The following is a 23,524-nucleotide window of genomic DNA, read 5'->3' on the forward strand; positions in this document are numbered from 1 at the left end:
GCGGGGGACGTTACGCGATCCGAGGGCAGCTCGGGGACCCCTGTGGACAGACGGGGCTTAACCGGTTCGGCTCAGAGCCAGCCGCGCCGTTTGAGGTAGAGGTAGAGCCCGGTGGCCGAGAGGACGATCAGCACGGTGCTGAGGACGAAGCCCCACCACTCGTCGTATCCGGGGTAGGGCACGTTCTGCCCGAAATAGCCGGTCAGTGCGGTGGGGATCGCGATGATCGCGGCCCACGCCGCGAGTTTGCGGGTCACCACGTTGAGTTCGTTGCTCTGCTCGGCCAGGTCGTCGTCGAGCAGTTCGGTGATCCGGATCCGGGAGTGCTCGATGAGATCCAGGGCGTGCCGGGCGTGGTCCTCGACGTCCCGGTAGTACGGCTCGAGTCGATCACCGCCGGGCAGGGAGCCGGCCAGGGACCGGGCCACCTCCGGCATCGGGGCGACCGCACGGCGCAGAGCGGCGAGGTGCCGGCGCAGGGTGAAGCCGCGGCGCCGCACGTCGCGGGGCGCCGGGCCGTCGCCGAGCATCCGGTCCTCGACGGAGTCCATCGCCTCGTCGATGCGCTGGGTGATCCGGTAGTGGGTGTCGACCACGAGATCGAGCAACGCGTACACCAGGAAGTCGACGCCGCCGGGTGGCCGCTCGCCGTCGGCCCACCGGTCCCGCACCGGCTGCATGTCGAAGGGCGCCCGGTGCACGGTGATCAGGGCCTGCGGGGTGATGAAGGCGCTGATCTCGGTCTTGCGCGGCTCGTCGTCGAAGTCCACGGCGTACACGTTGAGGAACAGGTGGTTCTCGTACCGGTCCAGTTTGGGCCGTTCGTGCTCCTGGAGCGCGTCCTCGACGGCGAGCGGGTGCAGGCCGAAGCGGGTCGCGAGCTCCCGCAGCTCGTCGCCGGAGGGGTCGTCGAGGTCATACCAGAGCACCACGCCAGGGTCGTCGACGTACAGGCGGGAGGTCACGGCCTAGGATAAGCCGTGACCTGGATCGATCACCTGCTGACCGTCTTCTACAACGCCAAGTGGCAGGTGACCGACGGTCAGGCCATCTACTGGCGCGAGATCGTCGGCAACGCCTTCGGGCTCGGCTCGGCGCTGTTCGGTCTGCGCCGCAACGCGTGGGCCTGGCCGGTCGGGATCGTCGGCAACGTCCTGCTCTTCACCGTCTTCCTGGGCCAGGCGGTCGGCAACGATCAGGGCACCCCGCTCTACGGTCAGGCCGCCCGTCAGGTGTTCTTCCTGATCACCAGTGTGTACGGCTGGTGGGCGTGGCAGCGCAACCGGCGGCGGGACCACGGCACCGCCGTGGTCCCGCACTGGGCGAGCCCACGGCAGCGCCTGGTCTTCCTCCCGCTCGCCCTGGTCGCGGTGGGCGTCTGTTTCGTCGTCTTCCGCGAGATCGGCGCGGGGTTCCCGGTCCCCTGGTGGTATTACCTGGCGGACTCGTGGATCTTCGTGGGATCGATGCTGGCCACCTACGCGATGGCCCGGGGCTGGGTCGAGTTCTGGCTGTGCTGGATCGCCGTGGACCTGGTCGGGGTGCCCGAGTTGCTGCACTTCGGCTACTACCCGTCGGCGATCCTCTACGCGGTCTACGCGCTCTTCGTCATCTGGGGTTTCGTGGTGTGGCTGCGGATCTCCCGGACCGTCTCGCCGTCGACCGCCCCGGCTCCGGCCACTGCCTGACGGCGGAGCATCCACAGGCTGACCGGCACTCCGGCGGCCACCAGAAGCGCGGCCACCACCAGCGAGAACTGGTAGCCGGCCAGGAAGTCGCCGCCGGCCGCCTCGGTCCGGTTGCTCAGGATCGCGCCGAGGACGGTGACGCCGAGCAGGCCGAACACCTCACGGGAGACGTTGAGCATGCCGGAGGCGATGCCGGCCCGCTCCGGCGGCAGCGCGTCGACCACCACGGTGTTCAGCGGGACCAGCAGGCCGCCGCCGACGCCGTAGAGCAGGAACCAGGGCAGCAGGTCGAGGTAGGTGGTGCCCTCGCCGTACCCGGCGATGCCGCCGATCGCCGCGGCCATCACGGCCAGACCGAAAGCGGTCACCCGGGCCACGCCGAATCGGATCTCCAGGCGTGGCGCGAGGACGGCGCCGGCCGCGGTGATGATCGCCATCGGGATGAACGCTGCACCGGCCTCGGTCGGCGTGAACCCGAGAACGTTCTGCAGGTAGATGGCCATGTAGAAGTAGATGCCGAAGACACCGAAGGCCCACAGGCCCATCGAGAGCAGGCCGCCGGAGAACATCCGGGACCGGAAGAACCGGAGGTCCATCATGGCGTCGGCGTTGCGGTTCTGCAGCAGCACGAAGACCGATGCCGCCACGGCGGCGACCGCGAATGATCCCAGGATGAGCGGCGAGGTCCAGCCCTCCGCATCCCCTTCGATGAGGGCGTACGTCAGAGCGAACAGCCCGAGTGAGGAGGAGGCGAGGCCGGCCGGATCCAAACGCCGCAGCGACCACCCGTCCCGGATCGGCCGGCGCGGCACGCTGATCAGCGTCAGGGCGAGCGTGGCGATGCCGATCGGCAGGTTGATCAGGAAGATCCAGCCCCACGAGACGTGTTCGCTGAGCACGCCGCCGGTGAACGGACCGACCGCGAGGGCGAGCGCGCCGACCCCGCCCCAGACGCCGATGGCGGTGGCCCGTTCCTTCGGGTTCGGGAACAGCTCCTGCAACAGCGCCAGTGACGCGGGAGCCAGCAGCGCCGCGCCGACGCCCTGGACCGCGCGGGCCCCGATCAGCAGGCTCTGACCGTCGGCGATCCCGGCGGCGACCGAGGCGCCGGTGAAGATCACCAGGCCGGCGACGAACGCGAGGCGGTTGCCGAGGACGTCCGCGACGCGGCCTCCGGCGAGCAGCAGCCCGGCGAAGACCAGGATGTACGCGCTGGTGATCCACTCGAGTCCGGCGATGCTCAGGCCGAGGTCCCGCTGGATCGACGGCAGCGCCACGTTGACGACGTTGTTGTCGAGGTAGGTCATGAAGGTGCCGAGCGCCACCGCGACCAGCGCCCACCACCGTCGGTTCTTCTCCATCAGATCCCCCTGTACGACGTACTTGTACGGTGTACATGTACCTCGTACATGAGACCCGTACGTCGTATAGTTGTCAAGTGACCGGTGATCGACTGACCAAGGCCGCCGTGGCCGACCGCGCGCTCCGCCTCGCCGACGAGGAGGGGCTCGACGCCGTCACGGTCCGTCGCCTCGCCAAGGAGCTGGGCGTCACTCCGATGGCGCTCTACTGGCACTTCAAGAACAAGGAAGAGCTGCTCCTGGGCATGGTCGACCACGTGCTCACCGATGTGCGGGCTGACCGCAACACCGAGGATCCCTGGCAGAAACGGCTACGCAGGGTCGTCGAGACGGTGGTCGGGGTGATGCGGGAGCACCCGTCCCTGCCGACCCTGTTGCACGCTGTGGACAAGACACAGACCGAGAGTTTCAACCGTGCGACGAACGACACTCTCGCACTGCTGAGCGACGCCGGGTTCACCGTCGAAGAGGGCTACTGGGTGGCCATGCATCTCCTCAACGGCTGCATCGGCGCGGTGAGCGGACAGCCGGCCTGCCCGCCGGGGACACCGGCCGGGCACGAGACGGAGTGGCGGCGTCAGAAGCGCGTGCAGCTCGAGGGCATGCCCGCCGACCGCTTCCCGATGATGATCCGGCTCGCCGAGTCCTATCGCGACGAGCCCGATCTGGAGCACTACTACTCCTTCGCCGTGGACCTGCTGGTCGCCGGCGTGGAGGCGATGGCCAAGAGATAGACCGATCTCACGGAAGGGGCGTGCCGCACGACGCGGCACGCCTCTTCTGCTTTCCACCACCGGACAGATCGACGCATCTCAGTGCATCTTCTTGCAAGCAGACGGCAGAGGCTTCCAGAAATTGAAAGAAGTTGCTAGCTTCCACGTCATGTGAACGCGGGATTACCGACTCGCTAACCCCGCATCTCCCCCGTTACACCGCCCGTCCCCGAGGTGGTTGGAGGCCCCGTGTCCCGAATGATCCGCAGAGTGCTGGCCGCGCTCTGCGCCGTACCCCTGCTGCTTCTCACCGAACTGCCCGCCGCGCGCGCGGCGACCACGGTGACCGTCTACTACCAGGCGCCCACGTCCTGGTCGACGGTGAACATCCACTACGCGCCGACCGGCGGCTCCTGGACGACGGCGCCGGGCGTCGCGATGAGCGCCTACAGCGGCTGCGCCGGCTGGTATGTCAAGCAACTCGACCTCGGCAGCGCCACCGGCATGCAGGTGGTCTTCAACAACGGCGCCGGCGCCTGGGACAACAACTCAGGAGCCAACTACAGCGTGGGTACGGGAACCGTCACGATCTCCGGTGGCGCGGTCGGCTCAGCCGTCCCGTGCGGCGCCACCGCGAGCAACTCGGCGACCGTCTACTACCGGACCGCCTGGACCACGACGTACCTGCATTACGCGCCGACCGGCGGCGCCTGGACCACGGTCCCCGGCGTGGTGATGAACGAGGAGGCCTGCACCGGCTGGGTCCGCCGCACCGTGAGCCTCGGCGCCGCCACCACCTGGGCCGCCACCTTCAACAACGGCTCCGGGACCTGGGACAACAACGCCGGCAAGAACTACACCCTGGGCACCGGCACGATCACCGTCAACGGCGGTGTCGTCACCGCGAACGCGACCAGCCCGTGCGTGACCGCGCCCGCCGACACCACGGCGCCGACCGCGCCGACCGGCCTGACCGCCACCGCGGCGGGCACCACTGTCACCCTCGGCTGGACCGCGTCCACCGACGACGTGGGCGTCGTCGGTTACCGGATCACCCGCGGCGGCACCGTGCTGAGCAGCTCGACCACCGGATACACCGACCGGGGGCTGAGCGCGAACACCGCCTACACGTACCAGGTGCAGGCACTCGACGCGGCCGGCAACCTCTCCGCCGCCGTCTCGAAGACCGTCACCACGGGCGCGGCCGCCCCGGCCCCGGCCGGCGGCGAGATGCTCGGCGGCGACCCGCGCAAGGACAGCATCTACTTCATCCTCACCGCGCGGTTCAACGACGGCGACAGCACCAACAACCGCGGCGGCAGCCAGCACGTCAAATCCGGCAACGCGGCCAACGACGACCCGATGTTCCGCGGCGACTTCAAGGGCCTGGTCGACAAGCTCGACTACATCAAGGGGCTCGGCTTCTCCGCCATCTGGATCACGCCGGTCGTGCTGAACCGCTCCGACTACGACTTCCACGGATACCACGGCTGGGACTTCTACGAGGTCGACCCGCGGCTGGAGTCGGACGGCGCGTCCTACCAGCAGCTGATCGACGCGGCCCACGCCAAGGGCCTCAAAATCTACCAGGACATCGTCCTCAACCACAGTTCCCGCTGGGGCGCCAACGGCCTTTACACCCCCACCGCATACGGGGTACGGGACAGCCAGTGGAGCTGGTACTACAGCGAGAAGGTGGCCGGGAAGACCTACAACCCGCTCGAGGAGAACCCGGCCGGCCGCACCTACAACGGCGACCTGTGGAGCAGCACCCCGCCGGCCGGCAACACCTGCCCCGACTACGGAGTGGCGACCGGCGGCAAGAGCGCCGAGGGATACGCGCTCTACAACTGCCAGTGGCCGCAGCCGACCAACAAGATGTTCCCGTCGACGCTTTACCACCAGTGCTGGATCGGCAACTGGGAAGGCGAGGACGCGCGATCCTGCTGGCTGCACGAGGACCTCGCCGACTTCAACACCGAGAACGCCGTCGTCCAGGACTATCTGATCGGGGCGTACAAGAAATACATCGACATGGGCGTGGACGGCTTCCGCATCGACACCGCCGTGCACATCCCCCGCGTCACCTGGAACCGCCGCTTCCTCCCCGCATTCCAGGAGATCCTCACCGAGAAGTACGGCGCCACCAAGGCCCGGGACTTCTACATCTTCGGTGAGGTCGCGGCGTTCGTGAACGACAAGTGGAACCGGGGCTCGGTCAACCACTCCGCCCAGTTCTTCACCTGGAAGGAACGGGCGACCTACTCGTCCGACGACGTCACGGCGGCGATCGAACAATTCGACTACGAGAACAATCTGGGTACGGGCAATCAGCCGACCAGCACCAACGCGTTCCTGTCGGGCAACAATTACCACACCCCCGACCACAGCAAGTTCTCCGGCATGAACATCATCGACATGCGCATGCACATGAACTTCGGTGACGCGTCGAACGCCTACCACAACGGCAAGGACTCGGACGACTCGGTGAACGACGCCACCTACAACGTCGTCTACGTCGACTCGCACGACTACGGCCCCAACAAGTCGTCGGTCCGCTACGCCGAAGGCACCGACGCGTGGGCCGAGAACATGTCGCTGATGTGGTCGTTCCGCGGCATCCCGACCCTCTACTACGGATCGGAGATCGAGTTCCAGGCCGGCAAGCAGATCGACTGCGGCCCGACCTGCCCGCTCGCCACCACCGGCCGCGCCTACTACGGCAGCCAGATCGCCGGCAGCGTCACCGCCGGCGACTACGGGGTGGTCAGCTCGGCCAGTGGCCAGGTCGCCACCACGCTGTCCAAGCCCCTGGTCAAACACCTGCAGCGACTCAACCAGATCCGCCGGGCGGTCCCCGCCCTGCAGATGGGCCAATACTCCACCGAAGGTGTCAGCGGCAACATGGCCTACAAGCGCCGCTACACCGCCAGTGGGGTGGACAGCTTCGCGCTGATCGCGGTCTCCAACGGGGCCACCTTCACCGGCATCCCCAACGGCACCTACGTCGACGCGGTCACCGGCGACGCCAAGACCGTCACCGGCGGCTCCCTGACCATCGACCTCAACGCCAAGGGCAACCTGCGCGTCTACGTCCTCTCGACGAGCGCCACCCCGGCGCCCGGCAAGATCGGTTCCGCCACCACCTACCTCAAGTAACCACACCCCATCCCCCACACCGCGCCGGCCGGGGCCAGGCCCCGGCCGGCGCGCCCGTTCCCGGTCGAGCCCCTGGAAGTCGTGTAACGCAGGGGCCGACGCCGGACCGGATTCCGGAGCGGCACGGGCTCCTCCGGGCTCTGTCAGACGCCGACGAGAACGGCAACCGCCTCCGCCGTGATCGGGTGGGACGTGAGCAACGCTGTCACCGCCGCGGTGTCGCCGGTTTCGGCGGCCAGGGGTGTCCACTCGCCCTCGCAGCCGAGCATGGCCGCTGCCGCGTCCGCCGCCACCGGGTTGGCCGCCAGCAACACCGCCGCGGCACCGGCCGCGCCGGACGGGCCGCTCAGCCCCGCCGGGACCGCGGACGGCCGGGCACGAGGTGGGGCGTTCCACGGCGCCGTCCACGAGTCGAGGGCGGCGAGCGACCCCGGGAAGGTGCGGCCCGCCTCCCGGGTCAGGACCGGGACCAGTTCGGCGGCCTGCCGTTTCAGCGTGACGATCAGGGTCGGCAGCCACGGCAGCAGCACCGGGTCGGGCAGGCGCGCGAACGCCTGGGACAGCGTCTCCACCACGAACGGCGCCAGCCTCGGCACCGGCTCCAGCGCCTGCACGAAACCGCTCACATACTGCGGGAACGACGGCACCACCAGCGGGTTGCCGAGCAACTCGGCGACCCGCTCACGGAGGTCGGCCAGCGGGAGGGCCCCGAGCTGGTGCAGCGCCGCCCACAGCAGCGCGATCTTGGCCGGGGACTCCGGGTGCGACTGCCGGACCGCGATCTCCAGCTGGGTGCGGTCGCAGCCCAGTGACAGCGCCAGGCTCTCCATGCTGAACAGGAAGCCCAGCATCGCCCCGACCTGCCGCACGCCGGTCTCCTCGTCGACGAACGCGGTGGGCAGCAGGGTGCAGTAGTGGGCATACCCCTCGGTGACGAACCGCCCGCACCACCCCGGCAGCACCGGCGTGGTCGCCCGGTAGTGCCCCAGCAGCCGGCGGATCCGCCGCAGCACGTCGGGGGCGTCGTCGACGGTCCGCTCGGCGGCCAGCAACTCGATCGCGCGGGCCCCGAGCTCGTCGGTGAGCCGCGGGCTCTCCAGGAAGAGCAGCGAACTCTCCACGGCCTTGAGCGCGGTCGCGGCGGTCGCCTTCGGATCCCAGGCGTCCCGGCGCAGCCGCTGCTCCAGCACCTGTTCGAGGGTGACGCCCTCGTAGCCGAGCTCGATGACGGCCCGCTGGTTGCGGCCCAGATCGAGGTCCCAGCTCTCCTGGATGTGCTTCTCACCGAGCTTGCGGCTGCCCATGATCGGGCGGACCGCCTGGTCGGGCAGCAGGTAGCGCAGCATCCAGAGCACGTCCGAGCAGGCGGCCAGCTCGGGCCGGGCGGCCAGGTCGAGCAGCGCCCGCTGGATGCTGCGCTGTTCGAGGTCGAGCCCGAGCGGGGCGAGCCGGTCGTAGAGGTCCCGCGCCAGCGGCGGGAGCGCCTCGTAGCCGACCTGCCCGATCCGGTCGCCACCGAGCAGGATCTCGCAGAGGCGCCGCACGTCGCGACGGCCGGGCACGGTGTCCTTCTCGATGCAGGTGACCGCGGCGTCCTGGAAGTCGTACGGCGTCGGCCGCACCCGCCCGCGCATCCCGGCGAGCAGCACCGACGTCTCGAACACCGCGATCGCGTCGGCGGTGCTGGCGAGATACCCGTTGCGGCGGGCGAGCCGGACGATGTCGACGCACCAGCCGCGCAGCTCCTCCTCGTCGAGCCCGTCGAGCGCCGGTGGGCCGGCCAGATAGCCGGTCAGGTGGTCGACCGTGGGCCCGCCGCCGGCGACCGGGAGCGGCAGTGCCTTCTTCGCTTTCCGGGCGCCTTTCTGCCCTTCCAGCCGGAACGGGGTGAGCCGCAGTTTCTGCAACTGTTTCTGCCAGGTGGAGGCCGCGATCGACACCGAGCCGGGCGCCAGCCCGAACTGGGACTCGATCGCCGAGTGGCTGGACGGGATCAACCCGTAGAGCCAGGTCGTGCCGGTTCGTGGGGTGATCGCGAAGTCCGGGGCGCCGGGGTCCGAGCCCGCCTCCGGCACCCGGCTGGCCGCGTGGAACGCCCCGCAGATGTACAGGCAGTCGGCCGGGTCGGCGCCGGACCGGCCGAGGTGCTCCCGGATCCGGGTCCACATGTAGCGTTCCCGGTCCTCGTCACCGGCATACCGTTTCGTGTCGTGCGGGGCCAGCCGCCGGAACAGGCTGCCGATCAGCACCATGACCTGCCGGTACGTTTCATGGTCGGCCCCGGCCAGCGGCTGCTCCACATACTGGTCCCACCACTCCGACCAGTGTCGCACCCGCCCGTGGTGCAGCAGGTGCTCCTCCAGCTCGGCGAAGCGGGGCCGCAGGTCGCCGATCTCCACGCCCACCGCGTCGCCGTGCAGATCGGCCTCCGGCTCGGGGATGTCCGCCGGTGACGAGACGTCGGGCTGCCACTGGAAGACGTGGTCGGTGGACCGGTCGACGAGGACCAGCTCGACGCCGGGAGTGTCCAGGGCGTAGGAGATCGCCTGATACTCGGCGGACGCCTCGGTGATCGGCGCGATCACCGAGAGCGGGGCCGACTCCTTGGGGAAACCGTCCAGTTCGGAGGCGAAGGCCTGCAGCGCCACCGGCAGCCGGCAGTTGCGCAGCTCGGTCAGCAGTGGCTGCAGGTCCTCGCAGAGCTCCAGGTAGATCACCCTGGGCTGTTTCTCCCTCAGTCGCCGGATCATGGCCAGCGCCGAGGCGGGCGAGTGGTGGCAGACCGGGAAGATCTCCAGCGGCTCACGCAGCGCGTGGTCGACGTCGTCGACGATCCCGGCCAGGATCTCCGGCAGCGCGGCCGGCCCGTCCGCGAGGGACTCGGCCGCGCTCAGCAGCTGGTCGCGGAGCGGATCGAAGGGGCTGCTCACGACAGGGTCGCGATCGCCTTGCGGCCGCCGGAGAGGAAGCCGTCCCACTCACCGCTCTGCTCCCGGCTGCGCGGCTCGATCACGCCGTGCCAGTACTTGTTGAGGATCGCCAGGTCCTCCGGGCTGCGCCGGGCCAGCGACCCGACGAGCGACGACGCGAGGGTCTCCGAGGTCAGGGCACGGGCGCCGAAGAAGTTGCTGTGCAGGATCGCGTCCTCCAGGACACCGATCTGCTCGGCCGTGGACAGCGCCGACTCCAGGCGCTCGTCGTCGCTGCCGGCCGAGGCGGCGGCGGCCCGCAGGTCGGCGAAGCTCTGCAGCAGCACGTCGAGCAGGGTGGGTGGCACCTCCAGCTCGATGTTGTGCCGGCGCAGCAGCTCCTCGGTCCGGAAACGGACGATCTCCGCCTCGCTCTTCTTGTTGGTCACGACCGGGATGCGGACGAAGTTGAACCGCCGCTTGAGCGCCGACGACAGGTCGTTGACACCCCGGTCACGGCTGTTGGCGGTGGCGATGATGCTGAACCCGGGCTTGGCGAAGACGATGTTGTCGTCGTCGAGCTCGGGGATCGACACGTATTTCTCGGAGAGGATCGAGATCAGCGCGTCCTGCACGTCGCTGGTGGACCGGGTCAGCTCCTCGAAACGGCCGATCACGCCGGTCTCCATCGCCGTCATGATCGGCGACGGGATCATCGAGGCTCGGGACTGCCCCTTGGCGATGACCATCGAGACGTTCCACGAATACTTGATGTGGTCCTCGGTGGTGCCGGCGGTGCCCTGCACGACGAGGGTCGAGTTGCGGCTGATCGCGGCGGACAGCAGCTCGGCCAGCCAGCTCTTGCCGGTGCCCGGGTCGCCGATCAGCAGCAGGCCCCGGTCGGAGGCGAGGGTGACGATGGACCGCTCGACGAAACTGCGGTCGCCGAACCATTTCGGGGCGATCTCGCGGTCGAGCCCGTCGGCGCGCTCGGAGCCGAGGATGAACAGCCGGACCATCTTGGGGCTCAGGCGCCAGGAGAACGGTTTCGGGCCGTCGTCGACCGACTCCAGCCAGTCCAGCTCCTCCGCGTACTTGACCTCGGCGGGGGCGCGCAGCATGTCACTCATGGGGACGGTCTCCTAGGGTGAGAGATCAGACGAGGAAGTTCTTGAGCTCGGTGACGAGCTTCTTGATGTGGCCGGACAGGACCGGGGTGCCCTGGTCCTTGAAGCGCTGCCGGAACCACGGGTTGACGCTCTGGTGGCCGCCGCTGCTGACCGAACCGACCGGGATGAACTTGACCCCGGACCGGTGCACGGCCTGCATGCCGTCCCAGACGGCCTGCTCCTGCCACTCGTAGAAGTCGGAGATCCACACGACCACCGTGTTCCGCGGATCGGTGATCTTGGGCCGGGCCAGGTCGAGCGCGACGGTGCCGTCGGTGCCGCCGCCCAGCTTGGTGTGCAGCAGCACCTCGAACGGGTCGTGCACCCACGGGGTGAGATCGAGGGCCCTGGTGTCGTAGGCGACCAGATGCACGTCGACCTTGGGCAGCCCGGCGAAGATCGAGGCGAGGATGGTGCAGTTGACCATCGCGTCGACCATCGACCCGGACTGGTCCACCACCACGATCAGCCGGGCCGGCTCGATCCGTTTCGCGGTCTGCCGGTAGTAGAGCCGGTCGACGTAGAGCCGCTCGTCCTCGGGGCTCCAGTTCGGCAGGTTCTTCCAGATGGTGCGGTCGAGGTCGAGGTTGCGGAAGATCCGTTTCGGCGGGACGGACCGGTCGATCGTGCCGGCGCTGGCCTGGGCGACCTGGGTACGCAATACCTCGGCCACCTCGTCGACGAACCGGCGGATCAGCGCCTTGGCGTTGGCCAGCGCCACACCGTCCAGATTGTCCTTGTCGCGCAGCAGCTGCTCGATCAGCGACATGCTCGGGGTGAGCTGACGGGCCAGCCGGTTGTCGGCCAGCACCTCACGCAGCCGCATCCGGCTGACCAGGTCGCCCTCGATCCCGGCGAGAGTGGCGCCGAGCCCCGATCCCACACCGGCGCCGAGACCTGAGCCCGCACCGGCGCCGCGTCCCGAGCCCGCACCGGCGCCGGAACCAGGCCCCGAGCCGATGCCCGAGCCGGACCCCGCGCCCGCACCGGCGGCGGCCGCCCGCCCGCGCAACTGGCCGGGCTCGCAGCCCATCGCCCGCTCGAACCAGCCGGCGTCGGCCTGCCAGCGCTGCAGCTGCTCGGCTGTCACGTTGCCGGAGCCGGTGGCGAACACGTTGAGCAACAGTTTCGACACCAGGGCGGCGCGGCGGACCTCGCCGTCACGGTCGTCGCCGGGATCGCTCATCAGCCCGTCGAACTCGGCCTCCAGCTGCGGGAAGCGCTGCACGACCGTGTCCACCGAGACGGACGGGTCGAGCAGCGCGGCCGGTAGACCGAGGTCGTCGACGATCGCCATGCTGCCCGATTCGAGGGTGGCCTGCTCCTCCGGGTCGAAGAGCCGGGCCAGCAGCCGCCAGTAGAGGACCTGACGGCGGGTCTCCGCAGCGCTCATTTCCGCAGCAGCCTTCCCGCGCGCTCGCGCAGCACGTCGACGGCGGTGCCGGCGGCGGCCTCGGCCTTGGCGGCCTTGGCCTCGGTCGGGCCGAGCGCCCAGTCGCCGGTGTGCGCGGCGACCGGTTTCTTGCGGACCACCGCCTGCACGGCGAGCGGCTGCACCGCCCAGCGGCCGGCATCCCACCGGAGCAGGCCCAGGCAGGCGGTCGAGGCGGCGACCAGGGCCGGAGTGATCGGGCCGGCCTCGGGCAGGCGGTCGGTGTCGACGGCGAGCGTGACACCGCCCAGCTCGAACGACTCCGCGCCGGGGGTGTAGCCCTCCAGCAGGACCGGCTCGGCGATGGCGGCCGGATGCCGGTCGAGCGGGGCGACGGCCGGGGCGGTCACGCCGCCGAGCCGGACCCGGGCGGCCGCGAACGGGTCGGCGGGCTCGCCCTGCACCGCCCGCGACTCGTCCCAGAGCAGGTCACCGGCCGGGGTGAGCGGCATGCCGGTGATCTCCACGGTCCGCTGACCGGCCACCGCCGCCCGGAACACCGGGAAGGCGGAGAGCATCCGCCACGCGGACGGGCCGCTGATCGTGTCGACCTTGGCGGCGGCCACGCTCACCCGGACCAGCCGCACCTCGCCGCCGGGCGTCTCCAGGAGGCCGTGCCCCTGTGCCCGGAAGACCGTCGGGTGCTCGTGCAGGTCGACGCCGAGGAACAGGAGGCGGCCGTCGGCCGGGGTGGCCGCGGCTGCGGGGAAGGCGTCCTGGGACAGCAGGACCGCCCGCGCCCAGAGGTCGGCCCAACGGCGCACCGGGATCCGGTCGAGCGTGGCAACGGGGGCGGCGCTGCGCAGCTCGGCGGCGAATCCGTCGAGCAGGACCGCCAGCCGGCGCCCGGACGGCTCGGCGAGCAGCGCCTGGACGGCGCGAGCGCCGCCACCGGCCAGCTCGTGGTCGACCCCGCGCCAGCCGGCGAGCGCCAGCTCCCGGAGCCACGACCGGCCACCGGCGAGCAACGGCCCCGAGCCACCACCGGCGAGCGACAGCCCCGAGCCACCACCAGCGGGCAGCGGCCCCGAGCCACCACCAGCGGGCAGCGGCCCCGAGCCACCACCAGCGGGCGACAGCCCCGAGCCACCATCGCCGGGCGACAGCCCCGAGCCACCACCGGCGAGCGACACCGCCGAGCCACCACCGCCGGGCGACGGCGCCGGGACTCCACCGGCGGCGGGCTGTGCGGAGCCGTCCCCGGTGGAGGTGGGCCAGGGGAAGCGGGACCGGCCGAGCGCCGCGTCGAGCCCGCCGAGCAGCGCGTCGTGCGCGGCGCCGGTCAGGGCGGCGCGGGCCCCGGCCAGGACGGCCACGTGATCATCGGTCACGGTGCCGGCGACGATCTTGCCGATCGAGTCGGTGACCCGCTCGGCGAGCGGTGAGCCGGTGAAGGCGGCCGCGAACGACTCCAGGGCGGCGGCGCGCTCCTCGTCGATCCGGGCGAGGCCGTGAACCAGCACGTCGTCGAGGCCGTCGATCAGGGTGAACGCCTCGCCGACACCGGGCGGTGCGGCGCGCAGCGCGTCGGCGAGCATCAGCGCACCGCCCCGGCGGCCGGGAACCAGTGCAGCTCGGGCAGCGGCTCGGCGGTGGCCGGGACCTCCAGGTAGGCCAGGTGGCGCAGGAACCCGCTGAACACCTCGGCGGCCCGGTTGGGGGCGGTGGTCGGGTGCAGCCCGGACCAGAGGTCGTCGTCGCCGTCGGCGAGGGCGACCTTGAGGTAGCGGGCGACGCGGTCCACACCGTACTGCGCGACGGCGGCGTCGGCCAGGGCGCGCAGATGGTTGCAGGCGTGGGCGCCGCCGGAGAGGCCACCGCACGGCCGGTTGTTGTTGGTGTTGCAGCTCAGGCCGTGGTCGCCCGCGGTGATCGAGGAGACGTAGACCCGCTCCACGTCGGAACCGCTGGACACCACCCCCTGCAGCCGGCCGTCGGCCAGCTCCACGAACGGCACCTTCGCCAGCTTGCGCGGCCGCACCGGCGCGATGACCGGCGCGGCGCTGCGTCGCTCGTAGGCGACACCTCCGCTTGTCACAACCAGACCTCCTCACGAACAGGTGCCGAAGTTCTATCCCACCGGTACGACAAAACCGCGTCGACCGAGGTGAGGAGGTGTTTTCCGGCAGCATCGCAAGAACATGACAGGCCGCTGGCAAGCGATTACTATAGTCATGACACGTCGCCGGGACGAGTGAGGAAGTGGTTCGTGGTCGCTCAGGTGCCTCAGCCCGAGTTCGGTCGCCGCCTGCGGAAGCTGCGCGCCGATCTGGGGCTGTCCCAGCGCGACCTGGCCTCCGGAGCGGTCAACCAGTCGTACATCTCGCTGCTCGAGTCGGGCGCCCGGGTGCCCACCCTCGACGTGGTCGCCCATCTGGCCAAGGTCCTCAACGTGCCGTTGCGTGACCTGGCCGGCGACATCGACATCCCGACCGGGCCGGAGGACACCTCCGCGGGCCGGGCCGAGCTGGTTCGCGAGCTGCTGGCCACCAGCGCCATCGACCAGGGCGACCTGGAGCAGGCCGAGGAGCGGCTCGCCGAGATCTTCGCCGCCGCCCGGGCGTCCGGCAATCCGCACGCCACGCTGACCCACGGCCTGGCTCTGGACCGGGTGCTGGAGATGCGCGGCGACCGCAACGGGCGGTATGAGTTGCTCGCCGGCCTGCTGCCGGTGGCCGAGGTCGCCGGGGTGCCCGAGGCGCGGGTGCGGATCCGGGTGTCGCTGGCCGCCGCGGCCCGTGACGTCGGCCGGCTGGACGAGGCGTTCACCCACGTGGAGCAGGCCGGACAGGAGATCGACGGCACCGCGTTCCGGCACGGCAGCGAGCACATCCGGCTCCTGGCCGTGCACATCTCGGTTCTCGCCGACGCCGGCGGTGGCGCGGAGATCGTCCGCCTGGTCAACGGCATGCTCGCCATGGCCGAGGCGCTGGGCAGCCCGTCGATCAGCGGCCGGGCGCAGTGGGCGGCGAGCCTGGCGCTCGCCGCGGCCGGCGAGACGGACCGGTCGCTGGAGCTGCTCGGCGGCGCCCGGCGGATGCTGGCCAATCCGCGGACGTCGCTGCGTGACTGGGCCCGGTTCAGCCGGGCCGCCGTCTCGACGCTGCTCGATGTCCAGGCCGCTCCGGAGATGGTCGAGGAGCACATGGCGGCGGCACGGGCGGCCACCGCGGCCGAGGCGGGCGCCGACGCCAACCGGCTGGCCGCGCTGGAGGTGCGCTACGCGATCGCGACCGGTGATCCGGAGCTGGCCGTGGCGATGGCCGCGTCGGTCGATCGCGGCCAACTGATGGGCCTGGAGGGGGTGCGGTTCCGGCACGCGCTGGGCAGCGCGCTGGCGCAGACCGGGCGCACCGCGGAGGCCGTGGCCACGCTGCGCGAGGCGGCACAGGCGGCCGAGGACATCTCCGCATTCCGCCGGGCCGCGCAATTGTGGCGCGAGCTGAACGAGCTGGCAAAATAGAGATCCAATTCAAAGTATTCGATGCAGTAGCGCATTCCGGAGCCATTCCTGGTTTCGTGGTTCTCAGAAGGCGGGAGCAACCCGCCGCCACTGAGAGGACACGGACGATGACTGAGAACGAGAAGTTCGCCGCCGCCGGTGACATCGCCGCCGAGCTGAGCCAGCAGGAGATCGACCTGGACGCGGCGCAGGAGGCCGGCGGCCTGTGGACGGTTCCCGGCACGAGCACCATCGGCTGGGTGTGCACGGTCTCCTGGGAGTGCTCGGTCCCGAAGCGCCTCTGCGGCACCGGCGACTGACGACAGAACGGCAACGGCGACCGAAATAGAGAATGCCAACGGGGTCCGTGCTCTCACGGGCCCCGTGGCCGTTTCCGGATGCGAGTGGTGGAATGCGACTGAAAGACGTCCGACCCCTTTTTCCCGAGTACACCGATCCCGCGGCTCTGCACGGATTCCTCAGCCGCATCTCCGAGCTTCCGGCCGACGCCGATCCCCCGGCGGACCGCACCGGCGAACTCGCCGCCCTGGCCGCCCTCGCCACCTGGCGTGACATCGACGGGCCGGCCCGGTTCGACTCGTTCGCGCGGGCGTGGAGCGCACGGCACCGGGCCGCCGCCGAGCTGGTGTTCGCCGGCTCGCCGCTGACCGCCCACCGGGCCGGGGAGTTCGCCGACGGGCTGATCGACTGGCTGGCCGGCCGCGTGCAGGACGCTTCCGTGCGTACCCTCGTGGTCGCTCTTGATCTTTTGCGCCGGGCCGGATCGCTGCCCGGCGAGACCGCCGAGGAACGTCTCTGGCACTTCTGTGACCTGGCCGGACGCGACGAGTTCCGGGTGACGCTCGGTGAGGTCTTCCCCGAGTTGCGGCGTCAGCTCGGGGTGCTGACCCGCAACACCCTCCGGCACGCGCGGCGGATGTTGGAGGCGACGACCGCCGCGGTGGCCGACGGCACGCTGCCGCCTTCGGCGACCGGCGGGGGCCTGATCCAACTGCACGACATCGGGTACGGCCTGGGCGACACCCACGCCGGCGGGCAGACGGTGTGCCGCCTGACCTTCGGCGGCGACCGGGTGCTCGTCTACAAACCGCGCCCGATGGCCGCCGAGCAGGCCTACAACACGTTCGTCGGGCGGATCGGGGCGGCGGCCGGCTTCGACCTGCCGGTCCTCGGCGTGTGGTGCGGCAACGGCGTCGGCTGGCAGGAACACGCCGACCGGGCGCCGGCGATCGAGGAGGCCGGCTACTTCCGGGCCGCCGGCCGCCTGCTCGGGGTCCTCTACCTGCTGCGTGCCGGCGACATGCACTACGAGAACGTGCTCAACCATCGTGGCCTGCCGGTGGTCGTCGACGCCGAGTCGCTGTTCAGCGTCAACCAGCGGGCCGGCGCGGGCGCGACGGGATCGGCCGGCGAGACGCTCGCGCACACCGTCTTCTCCACCGGCTTCCTGCCGACCCGGATCTCCGACCCGGCGGACCCGACGGCGTCGATCGACATCGGATTCCTGGGGTACGTGCCGGGCCAGCGCGCTGTCACGCCGGTGCCGGCGCTGGAGGACTTCGGCACCGACCGGCCGCGGGTGACCATGGTGACCGGCTCGGTGGACACTCCGGCGGTCCGTCCGCTGACCGTGCCCCGGGCCGTGGAGCTGGCCGAGCTGTGCCGCGGTTTCGCCGAGTGCTGGGACTGGGCCGCCGGCGACCGGGACCGGGTCGAGTCGTGGCTGCGCGAGCTCTTCGCCGACCTGCCGATCCGGGCCGTGCTGGAGACCACCGGCAAGTACTACAAGCTGCTGCGGACCGCCGCGCACCCGGCGTTCCAGCAGGACACCGCCGCGAAGCGGATGCTGCTGCACCGGGTCGGCCTGGGCCGGGTGGAGCACTTCACGCCGGCCGTGGTCCGTGCCGAGATCGACGACCTGCTGCAGGGTGACATCCCGTTCTTCACGTTGCGCACCGGGTCGACCTGGGTGCACCACCGGGACCGTCCGATCGCCGACGTGCTCAGCGGCGCCCCGCTGGAGCAGGCGATCGACGGGTTGCGGGCGATGTCGGCGGCGGAGCGCGAGCTGAACCTGCGGGTGATCCGGGCGGCCTATGTGGACCTGACCGGGCCGGAGTGCGACGCTCCGGCGTACCTCCCGGCGATGCGCCGCGCGTCCCGGGCCGCGGTACCCGGCCGGATCCGGCAGGTGGTCGGCGACATCGCCGGCGAGCTGCACGACCGGGCCTCGTTCGCCGGCGGCCGCCCCGGATGGGTCGGCGCGACGATCCGGGACACCACGCAGGAGCATCCGTGGCGGGTCGACGAGCTCGGCGACGACCTGTACGCGGGCGTGCCCGGCCTGGCGCTGTTCCTGGCCTCGGCCGGCGTGCTGCTGGACGAGCCGCGGCACCGCGAGCTGGCGGTCGAGGCGCTGGCCCCACGGGTGCGGGCGCTGCTGGACGATCCGGCCCGGCGGCGGCGCGAGGTGGCCGGTGGCCTGTGCGGCGGCTATCCCGGCGTGGCGTTCGCGGCGCTCGAGACCGGCCGGCTGACCGGCTCGCGGGAGCTGAGCGAGATGGGCGCCCGGCTGTGGGACCTGCTGCCCGCCGATCTTCCGGCGATGACCGACACCGACTTCCTGATGGGCTCGGCGGGGCTGCTGGCCGCGGCGATCACCGTCGGCCGGCCGGCGGTCACCGAGGCCGCGTTCCGGCACCTGACCGGCACGGCCGTCGAGGGCAAGTCGCTGTACAGCGGTTTCGCGCACGGCACCAGCGGCGCGCTCGCGGCCCTGGCCCGGCACGGCGTGGCCGATCCGGACCTGGCCCGGGCCCACGACAACCTCTGGAACCACGACGAGCAGCACTGGGCGATCAGCGACCGGGCGCCGGAACGGGCCGCGCGAGGCTGGTGCCACGGGACGCCCGGCGTGCTGCTCGGCTGCACCGAACGGCTCGCCGCCGGCGAGATCGTGCCACCCGGGCCGGGCGCGGACGTCACCCGGCTCGCCGAGACGGTGGCGGTCGACGGGTTCGGCCTGAACCTCTCGCTGTGCCACGGTGACGTCGGCAACCTGCTGATCCTCGCCGGGGCCGCCCGCTGGGACGCCTCCGGGCGGGCCGCCGAGCGGGCCGAGGACCGGCGCGCCCAGCTGGTCACCCGGATCCTGCCGCGGGCGCTGCGGGCCCGGTCCGGCAAGTCGGTGCTCAACGACTCGCTGTACGTGGGGCTGGCCGGCGTCGGCATGGGCCTGCTCCTGAGCACCGGCGAGGTGGACGTCGCCTCACCGCTCACGTTCCGCCGGGGCACGCCGTGACCCGGGTACGGGCCGTCGAGCAGCTCGGCCCGACCGAGTGCGGTCTGTGCTGCTGCGCCATGCTGCTGGAGGCCGCCGGAGCCGGGGTCCCGATGCACGACCTGCGTACCCGGTACCGGGTCGGCCGGGACGGTCTGACCGTCGCCGACCTGGCCACCGTGCTGCGGGAGAACGGGGTGCGCCCGCGCGTCTACCGCACCACCCCGGCCGGCCTGGCCGCGCTCGGCCGCCCGGCGATCTGCCACTGGAAGCGGTCGCACTTCGTGGTCGTCACCGGGTTCGACTCGGGTGGCGTGACGCTGCTCGACCCGGGCGCGGGCCGCCGCCGGGTCAGCGCCGAGGAGTTCGCCGCGAGTTTCTCCGGGCTGGCCGTGACCGCCGATCCGGTGTCCCACCGGGTCCGGGCGCGACCGCCGTCCGGCGCCCGGGTGCTGGGCCGTTTCGCCTGGCAGCGCCGTGGGTTGCTGGGCCTGGTGCTGGTTCTGTCGCTGGTCAGCTCGCTGGTCCCGCTGGGCATCCCGTGGCTGCTGGAGCAGTTGTTCGGCGACCGGCCGGGCGGGCTGTCGGCGGGGCCGCTGCTGGCCGGGGTCGGTCTGGCGTTCGCGCTGCTGCTGTTCGTCCGGACGGTGGCCGGCATCGTGGCGTCGGCGGCGGTGGGACGGTCGCTGGCGGGGGCCGTCTTCGATCGGCTGCTGCGGTTGCCGTACGCCTTCGTGGAGAACCGTGGCCCCGGCGACCTGATGTTCACGCTGGAGTCGGTGCACCGCCTGCGTGCCCTGCTCTGCAACGACCTGATCGTGGCGCTGGCCGCCGTGGTGGTGACGGTGGTGCTGCTGGGCTGGCTGGCGGCCGTCTCGATGGCGGCGCTGGTGACCACGCTGCTGCTGATGTCGGCGCTCGCGGCCGGCACGCTGGCCGCGGCCCGTACCGTCCGGCGGCTGGCCCATGCGCAGACCCGGGCGCAGGCGGAGTTGCAGGCCACGCAGCTGTCCGCGATCTCCGGCCTGGAGCTGATCAAGACCAACGGCATGGAGGGGGTCTACGCCGAGCAGTGGCAGCGGCGCAGCGACGCGGCGCAGCGGCACAGTGATCGGCTGCAGACCGTGCAGGGCGTCTTCGACGCGGTGCTGGCCGGTGTCATGTTCGTCGGCCCGGTGGTGATCCTGCAGCAGGCGCTGGCCGGCCGGTCCGCGCCGGGCGTCTCGCTGGTGGTGTCGGTGCAGGCCCTGACCGGGCTGCTGCTCGGCCAGGTGAACGTGCTGGCCGGCTCGGTCACGCGGCTGGCGCAGGCCGGGTCGCTGCTGGCCCGGATCGCCGACGTGCTGCTGCGCCCGGCCGACGACCTGTTCCGGGGGGAGACGCGGGAGCGCCCGTCCGGCGACGTCGTGGTCGAGGAGGTGACCTTCGGGTACGGCACGTTCGGCCGCCGGGTCCTCGACGGGGCCTCGCTGCGCGTGCCGGAGGGGGCCAAGGTGGCGATCGTCGGCCCGTCCGGCTGCGGCAAGTCCACTCTGGCCCGGCTGCTGGTGGGGCTGCACCGGCCGGACGCGGGCCGGATCCTGATCGGTGACGTGGAGCTGGGCGGTCATGACCGGGACCGGTTCTACGAGGCGGTCGCCTACGTGCCGCAGAACGTGGTGCTGGAGTACGGCACGGTGCGCGACAACATCGCCTGGGGCGCCGGCGATCCGGACGAGGAGCGGGTGCGCGAGGCGGCCCGCCGGGTGGGGCTGCACGACGAGATCACGGCGCTGCCGCTGGGGTACGACACCCCGGTCGCGTCGCTCGGGCAGAACTTCTCCGGTGGCCAGCGGCAGCGGATCGCGCTGGCCCGGGCCGCCTTCAAGGAGGCGTCGATCGTGGTGCTGGACGAGGCGACCAGTTCGCTGGACAACCTGTCCGAGTCGACGGTGACGGCGTTCTTCAACAGCCTGCGGGCGACCCGGATCATCATCGCGCACCGGCTGACGTCGATCCTCGACGCCGATCTGATCGTGGTGATGGACCACGGGCGGGTGGTCGCCACCGGCAGCCACGAGCAGCTGAGGCGGGACGCGGGCCTGTATCGGGCGCTGTACGAGGAAGCCGCGAGATTACCGGTGTCATCAAAGTCTTGACCGTTGCAACACTCGCTTATTACTCTGATGACTATAGTAAAGCTGCATCAGTCAGATATCACGGGGGATGTCATGAACGAGCGGGAACTGCAGGCTTTCGTCTCCGTCGCACAGCACGGCCGGATGGACCTGGCGGCCAGATCGCTGGGCTACTCGCAGCCGGCCGTCAGTTACCAGATCAAGTGCCTGGAGCAGACGCTCGGCACCCGGCTGTTCGCGCGCAACAGCAACGGGGCCGTGCTGACCCGGGCCGGGCGGCTGATGCTGCCGTCCGCGCAGGCGGTGCTGGTGCTGATGGCCGGCATCAAGACCAGCACCACCGTGAACGTGCCCGTCGCGGCCTGACCCGTTCACCCGTGTCCGTTCCCGACCAGCGAGAAGGTGCGATGAGCGCAGCGATCGAAGTACGACGACTGACCAAGAGGTACGGCCGGACCACAGCGGTCGACGGCCTCTCCTTCGAGGTCAAACCAGGCCGGGTCACCGGCTTCCTCGGCCCGAACGGCGCCGGCAAGTCCACCACCATGCGGGCGATCGTCGGGCTGGATCGGCCCACGTCCGGCGAGGTGCTCGTCGACGGCCGGCGCTACGACCAGCTGGAGCAGCCGTTGCGGCACGTCGGGGCGCTGCTCGACGCCAAGGGTGTGCACAGTGGCCGTACGGTCCGGGCGCACCTGGACGGCCTGGCCCTCAGCAACCGCATCCCGGCGGGCCGGGTCGGCGAGGTGCTGGAGATCGTCGGCCTGAGCGGAGTGGCCGGCAAGCGGGCCAAGGGCCTCTCGCTCGGCATGGCCCAGCGGCTCGGCGTGGCCGCGGCGCTGCTCGGCGACCCGCGGGTGCTGCTGCTGGACGAGCCGGTCAACGGCCTCGACCCGGAGGGCATCCTGTGGATCCGGGCGCTGATGAAGCGCCTGGCGGCCGAGGGCCGGACGGTCTTCGTCTCCAGCCATCTGATGAGCGAGATGGCGCTCACCGCCGACCACCTGATCGTCATCGGACAGGGCCGGCTGCTGGCCGACAGCTCGGTGACCGAGTTCGTCAGCCGCAACTCGCGCTCGTTCATCCTGATCCGCACCCCGGAGCCGGAGAAGGCCAGGGACGCCCTGGCCGGCGCCGGCATCGAGGTCGCCGACGGACCGGACGGCACCCTCGAAGCGCTGCACACCACGCTCGAGACGGTCGGCGCGCTCGTCGCCCGCCACCAGATCACGGTCTACGAGATCAGTCCCCAGGTCGCCTCGCTCGAGGAGGCGTTCATGCAGTTGACGGCCGATGCGGTGGACTACCGCGCGAAGCAGGAGGTATGACGGTGGCGGACTTCGGCGCGGCGTGCGCGTTCGAGTGGCACAAGATCCGTACGCTGCGGTCCACGTTCTGGAACCTCGGCGCCTTCCTGGCCGTCAGCCTGGCGCTGGCGATCCCGTCCGGCTGGTACCTGCACAAGACCTACGCCGAGCTGGACGCGGCCGAGCGGGCGGTGTTCGACCCGATCGGCTCCGGACTCAGCTCGATCCGGCTCGGCCTGCTCGCCCTGGTGATCTTCGGCGTGCTCACCGTGACCACCGAGTACACCTCCGGCACCATCCGCAGCTCGCTCGCCGCGGTGCCACGCCGGGCCGTGTTCTTCGCCTCCAAGACGGTCACCGGCAGCCTGGTCGCACTGGCCGCCTCGACCGTCGTGGTGATCGCCACGTTCGCCGCCACACAGGTGATGCTGGGTGAGCACGCGGTGGCGCTCTCCGACGACGGGGTGCTGCGCGCCATCGGCGGCGGCATCGTCTACACCACGCTGCTCTGTGTCTTCGCCATGGGGCTGGCCGCCGTGCTGCGCAGCTCGGCGCTGACGATCGGCCTGCTCTTCCCGCTGTTCTTCATGGTCTCGACGATCCTGACGAGCATCCCCGGGGTGCGGAAGGCGGCGCAGTTCCTGCCGGACGTCGCCGGTGGCCAGATCCTCTACCGGGAGCCGCAGGGCGACACGATCCTCAACGGCTGGACAGGTCTCGCGGTGCTGGTCGCCTGGACGGTGGCGGCGCTCGCCGCGGGCTACTACGCGGTGCGTCGGCGCGACGCCTGACCGTGGGCGGGACGGCACTATGGAGGCCGGGCATCCACGGGGGAGAATGCCCGGCCCGCATAGATGAAAGCACATGGCGCCGGCGCCCCGCCACGCGGGATCGTCCGCTCCGGGCGATTCGCCGCTTTACCTGCG

At 71.1% G+C, this 23,524-nt stretch carries 17 protein-coding genes; 10 read left to right on the top strand and 7 right to left on the bottom strand.

Features of this window, described 5'->3' with window-relative positions:
* Window positions 1–71 precede the first annotated feature (71 nt).
* Window positions 72–965 (bottom strand): magnesium transporter CorA family protein, encoded by an 894-nt coding sequence (locus BM290_RS15010; RefSeq protein ID WP_093614286.1) that lies wholly within the window; start codon window positions 963–965, stop codon window positions 72–74.
* 15 nt (window positions 966–980) lie between these two features.
* On the opposite strand from BM290_RS15010, the gene pnuC reads away from it, so the two are divergent.
* A complete protein-coding gene (pnuC, locus tag BM290_RS15015; RefSeq protein ID WP_093614288.1) occupies window positions 981–1,688 on the top strand; it encodes a nicotinamide riboside transporter PnuC in 708 nt (235 codons plus the stop codon).
* On the opposite strand, the gene BM290_RS15020 is transcribed toward pnuC, so the two are convergent.
* Window positions 1,595–3,049 (bottom strand): DHA2 family efflux MFS transporter permease subunit, encoded by a 1,455-nt coding sequence (locus BM290_RS15020; protein ID WP_093614290.1) that lies wholly within the window; start codon window positions 3,047–3,049, stop codon window positions 1,595–1,597. The two genes, pnuC and BM290_RS15020, sit on opposite strands and share 94 nt — an antisense overlap.
* Window positions 3,050–3,126: 77 nt before the next feature.
* Between BM290_RS15020 and BM290_RS15025 the strand changes: the two genes are divergently transcribed.
* Window positions 3,127–3,783 (top strand): TetR/AcrR family transcriptional regulator, encoded by a 657-nt coding sequence (locus tag BM290_RS15025; RefSeq protein WP_239143555.1) that lies wholly within the window; start codon window positions 3,127–3,129, stop codon window positions 3,781–3,783.
* Between the two features lie 237 nt (window positions 3,784–4,020).
* Window positions 4,021–6,921, top strand: a complete 2,901-nt coding sequence (locus BM290_RS15030; RefSeq protein ID WP_093614294.1) for a carbohydrate binding domain-containing protein — start codon at window positions 4,021–4,023, stop codon at window positions 6,919–6,921.
* A 143-nt stretch (window positions 6,922–7,064) separates the two neighbouring features.
* Here the strand turns inward: BM290_RS15030 and BM290_RS15035 are convergent, their stop codons facing one another.
* From BM290_RS15035 to BM290_RS15055, 5 genes are read right to left on the bottom strand one after another with little or no spacing between them, the layout of a single operon-like run.
* Window positions 7,065–9,851 (bottom strand): DUF5682 family protein, encoded by a 2,787-nt coding sequence (locus BM290_RS15035; protein ID WP_093614296.1) that lies wholly within the window; start codon window positions 9,849–9,851, stop codon window positions 7,065–7,067.
* A complete protein-coding gene (locus BM290_RS15040) occupies window positions 9,848–10,960 on the bottom strand; it encodes an ATP-binding protein (RefSeq protein WP_093614298.1) in 1,113 nt (370 codons plus the stop codon). Before BM290_RS15040 ends, BM290_RS15035 begins: the two co-directional genes overlap by 4 nt.
* 25 nt (window positions 10,961–10,985) lie before the next feature.
* Complete coding sequence (locus BM290_RS15045; RefSeq protein WP_093614300.1) at window positions 10,986–12,392, bottom strand: vWA domain-containing protein; 1,407 nt, start codon at window positions 12,390–12,392, stop codon at window positions 10,986–10,988.
* Window positions 12,389–13,969, bottom strand: coding sequence for a hypothetical protein (locus BM290_RS15050; RefSeq protein WP_203779350.1), 1,581 nt, complete (start codon window positions 13,967–13,969; stop codon window positions 12,389–12,391). Before BM290_RS15050 ends, BM290_RS15045 begins: the two co-directional genes overlap by 4 nt.
* Entirely contained in the window at window positions 13,969–14,469 is a 501-nt protein-coding gene (locus BM290_RS15055; RefSeq protein ID WP_093614302.1) for a hypothetical protein, read from the bottom strand. The genes BM290_RS15050 and BM290_RS15055 overlap by 1 nt, the downstream gene beginning before the upstream one ends.
* A 171-nt stretch (window positions 14,470–14,640) precedes the next feature.
* On the opposite strand from BM290_RS15055, the gene BM290_RS15060 reads away from it, so the two are divergent.
* From BM290_RS15060 to BM290_RS15090, 7 genes are all read left to right on the top strand, one after another.
* Entirely contained in the window at window positions 14,641–15,894 is a 1,254-nt protein-coding gene (locus BM290_RS15060) for a helix-turn-helix domain-containing protein (RefSeq protein WP_177319717.1), read from the top strand.
* Window positions 15,895–16,001: 107 nt separating this feature from the next.
* On the top strand, window positions 16,002–16,193 hold the full coding sequence (locus BM290_RS15065) for a hypothetical protein (RefSeq protein WP_093614306.1): 192 nt from the start codon (window positions 16,002–16,004) through the stop codon (window positions 16,191–16,193).
* A gap of 92 nt (window positions 16,194–16,285) precedes the next feature.
* On the top strand, window positions 16,286–19,195 hold the full coding sequence (locus tag BM290_RS15070) for a type 2 lanthipeptide synthetase LanM family protein (protein ID WP_177319718.1): 2,910 nt from the start codon (window positions 16,286–16,288) through the stop codon (window positions 19,193–19,195).
* Entirely contained in the window at window positions 19,192–21,312 is a 2,121-nt protein-coding gene (locus BM290_RS15075) for a peptidase domain-containing ABC transporter (RefSeq protein ID WP_093614310.1), read from the top strand. Before BM290_RS15070 ends, BM290_RS15075 begins: the two co-directional genes overlap by 4 nt.
* 72 nt (window positions 21,313–21,384) lie before the next feature.
* On the top strand, window positions 21,385–21,657 hold the full coding sequence (locus BM290_RS15080; RefSeq protein WP_093614312.1) for a helix-turn-helix domain-containing protein: 273 nt from the start codon (window positions 21,385–21,387) through the stop codon (window positions 21,655–21,657).
* A 41-nt stretch (window positions 21,658–21,698) separates the two neighbouring features.
* Window positions 21,699–22,619 (top strand): ABC transporter ATP-binding protein, encoded by a 921-nt coding sequence (locus tag BM290_RS15085; protein ID WP_093614314.1) that lies wholly within the window; start codon window positions 21,699–21,701, stop codon window positions 22,617–22,619.
* Window positions 22,616–23,389: an ABC transporter permease subunit gene (locus tag BM290_RS15090; protein ID WP_093614316.1), complete on the top strand. Its 774-nt coding sequence runs from the start codon at window positions 22,616–22,618 to the stop codon at window positions 23,387–23,389. Before BM290_RS15085 ends, BM290_RS15090 begins: the two co-directional genes overlap by 4 nt.
* Window positions 23,390–23,524 lie beyond the last annotated feature (135 nt).

Origin of the sequence: Actinoplanes philippinensis (assembly GCF_900113015.1) — a bacterium.
Classification (GTDB): Bacteria; Actinomycetota; Actinomycetes; order Mycobacteriales; family Micromonosporaceae; genus Actinoplanes; species Actinoplanes philippinensis.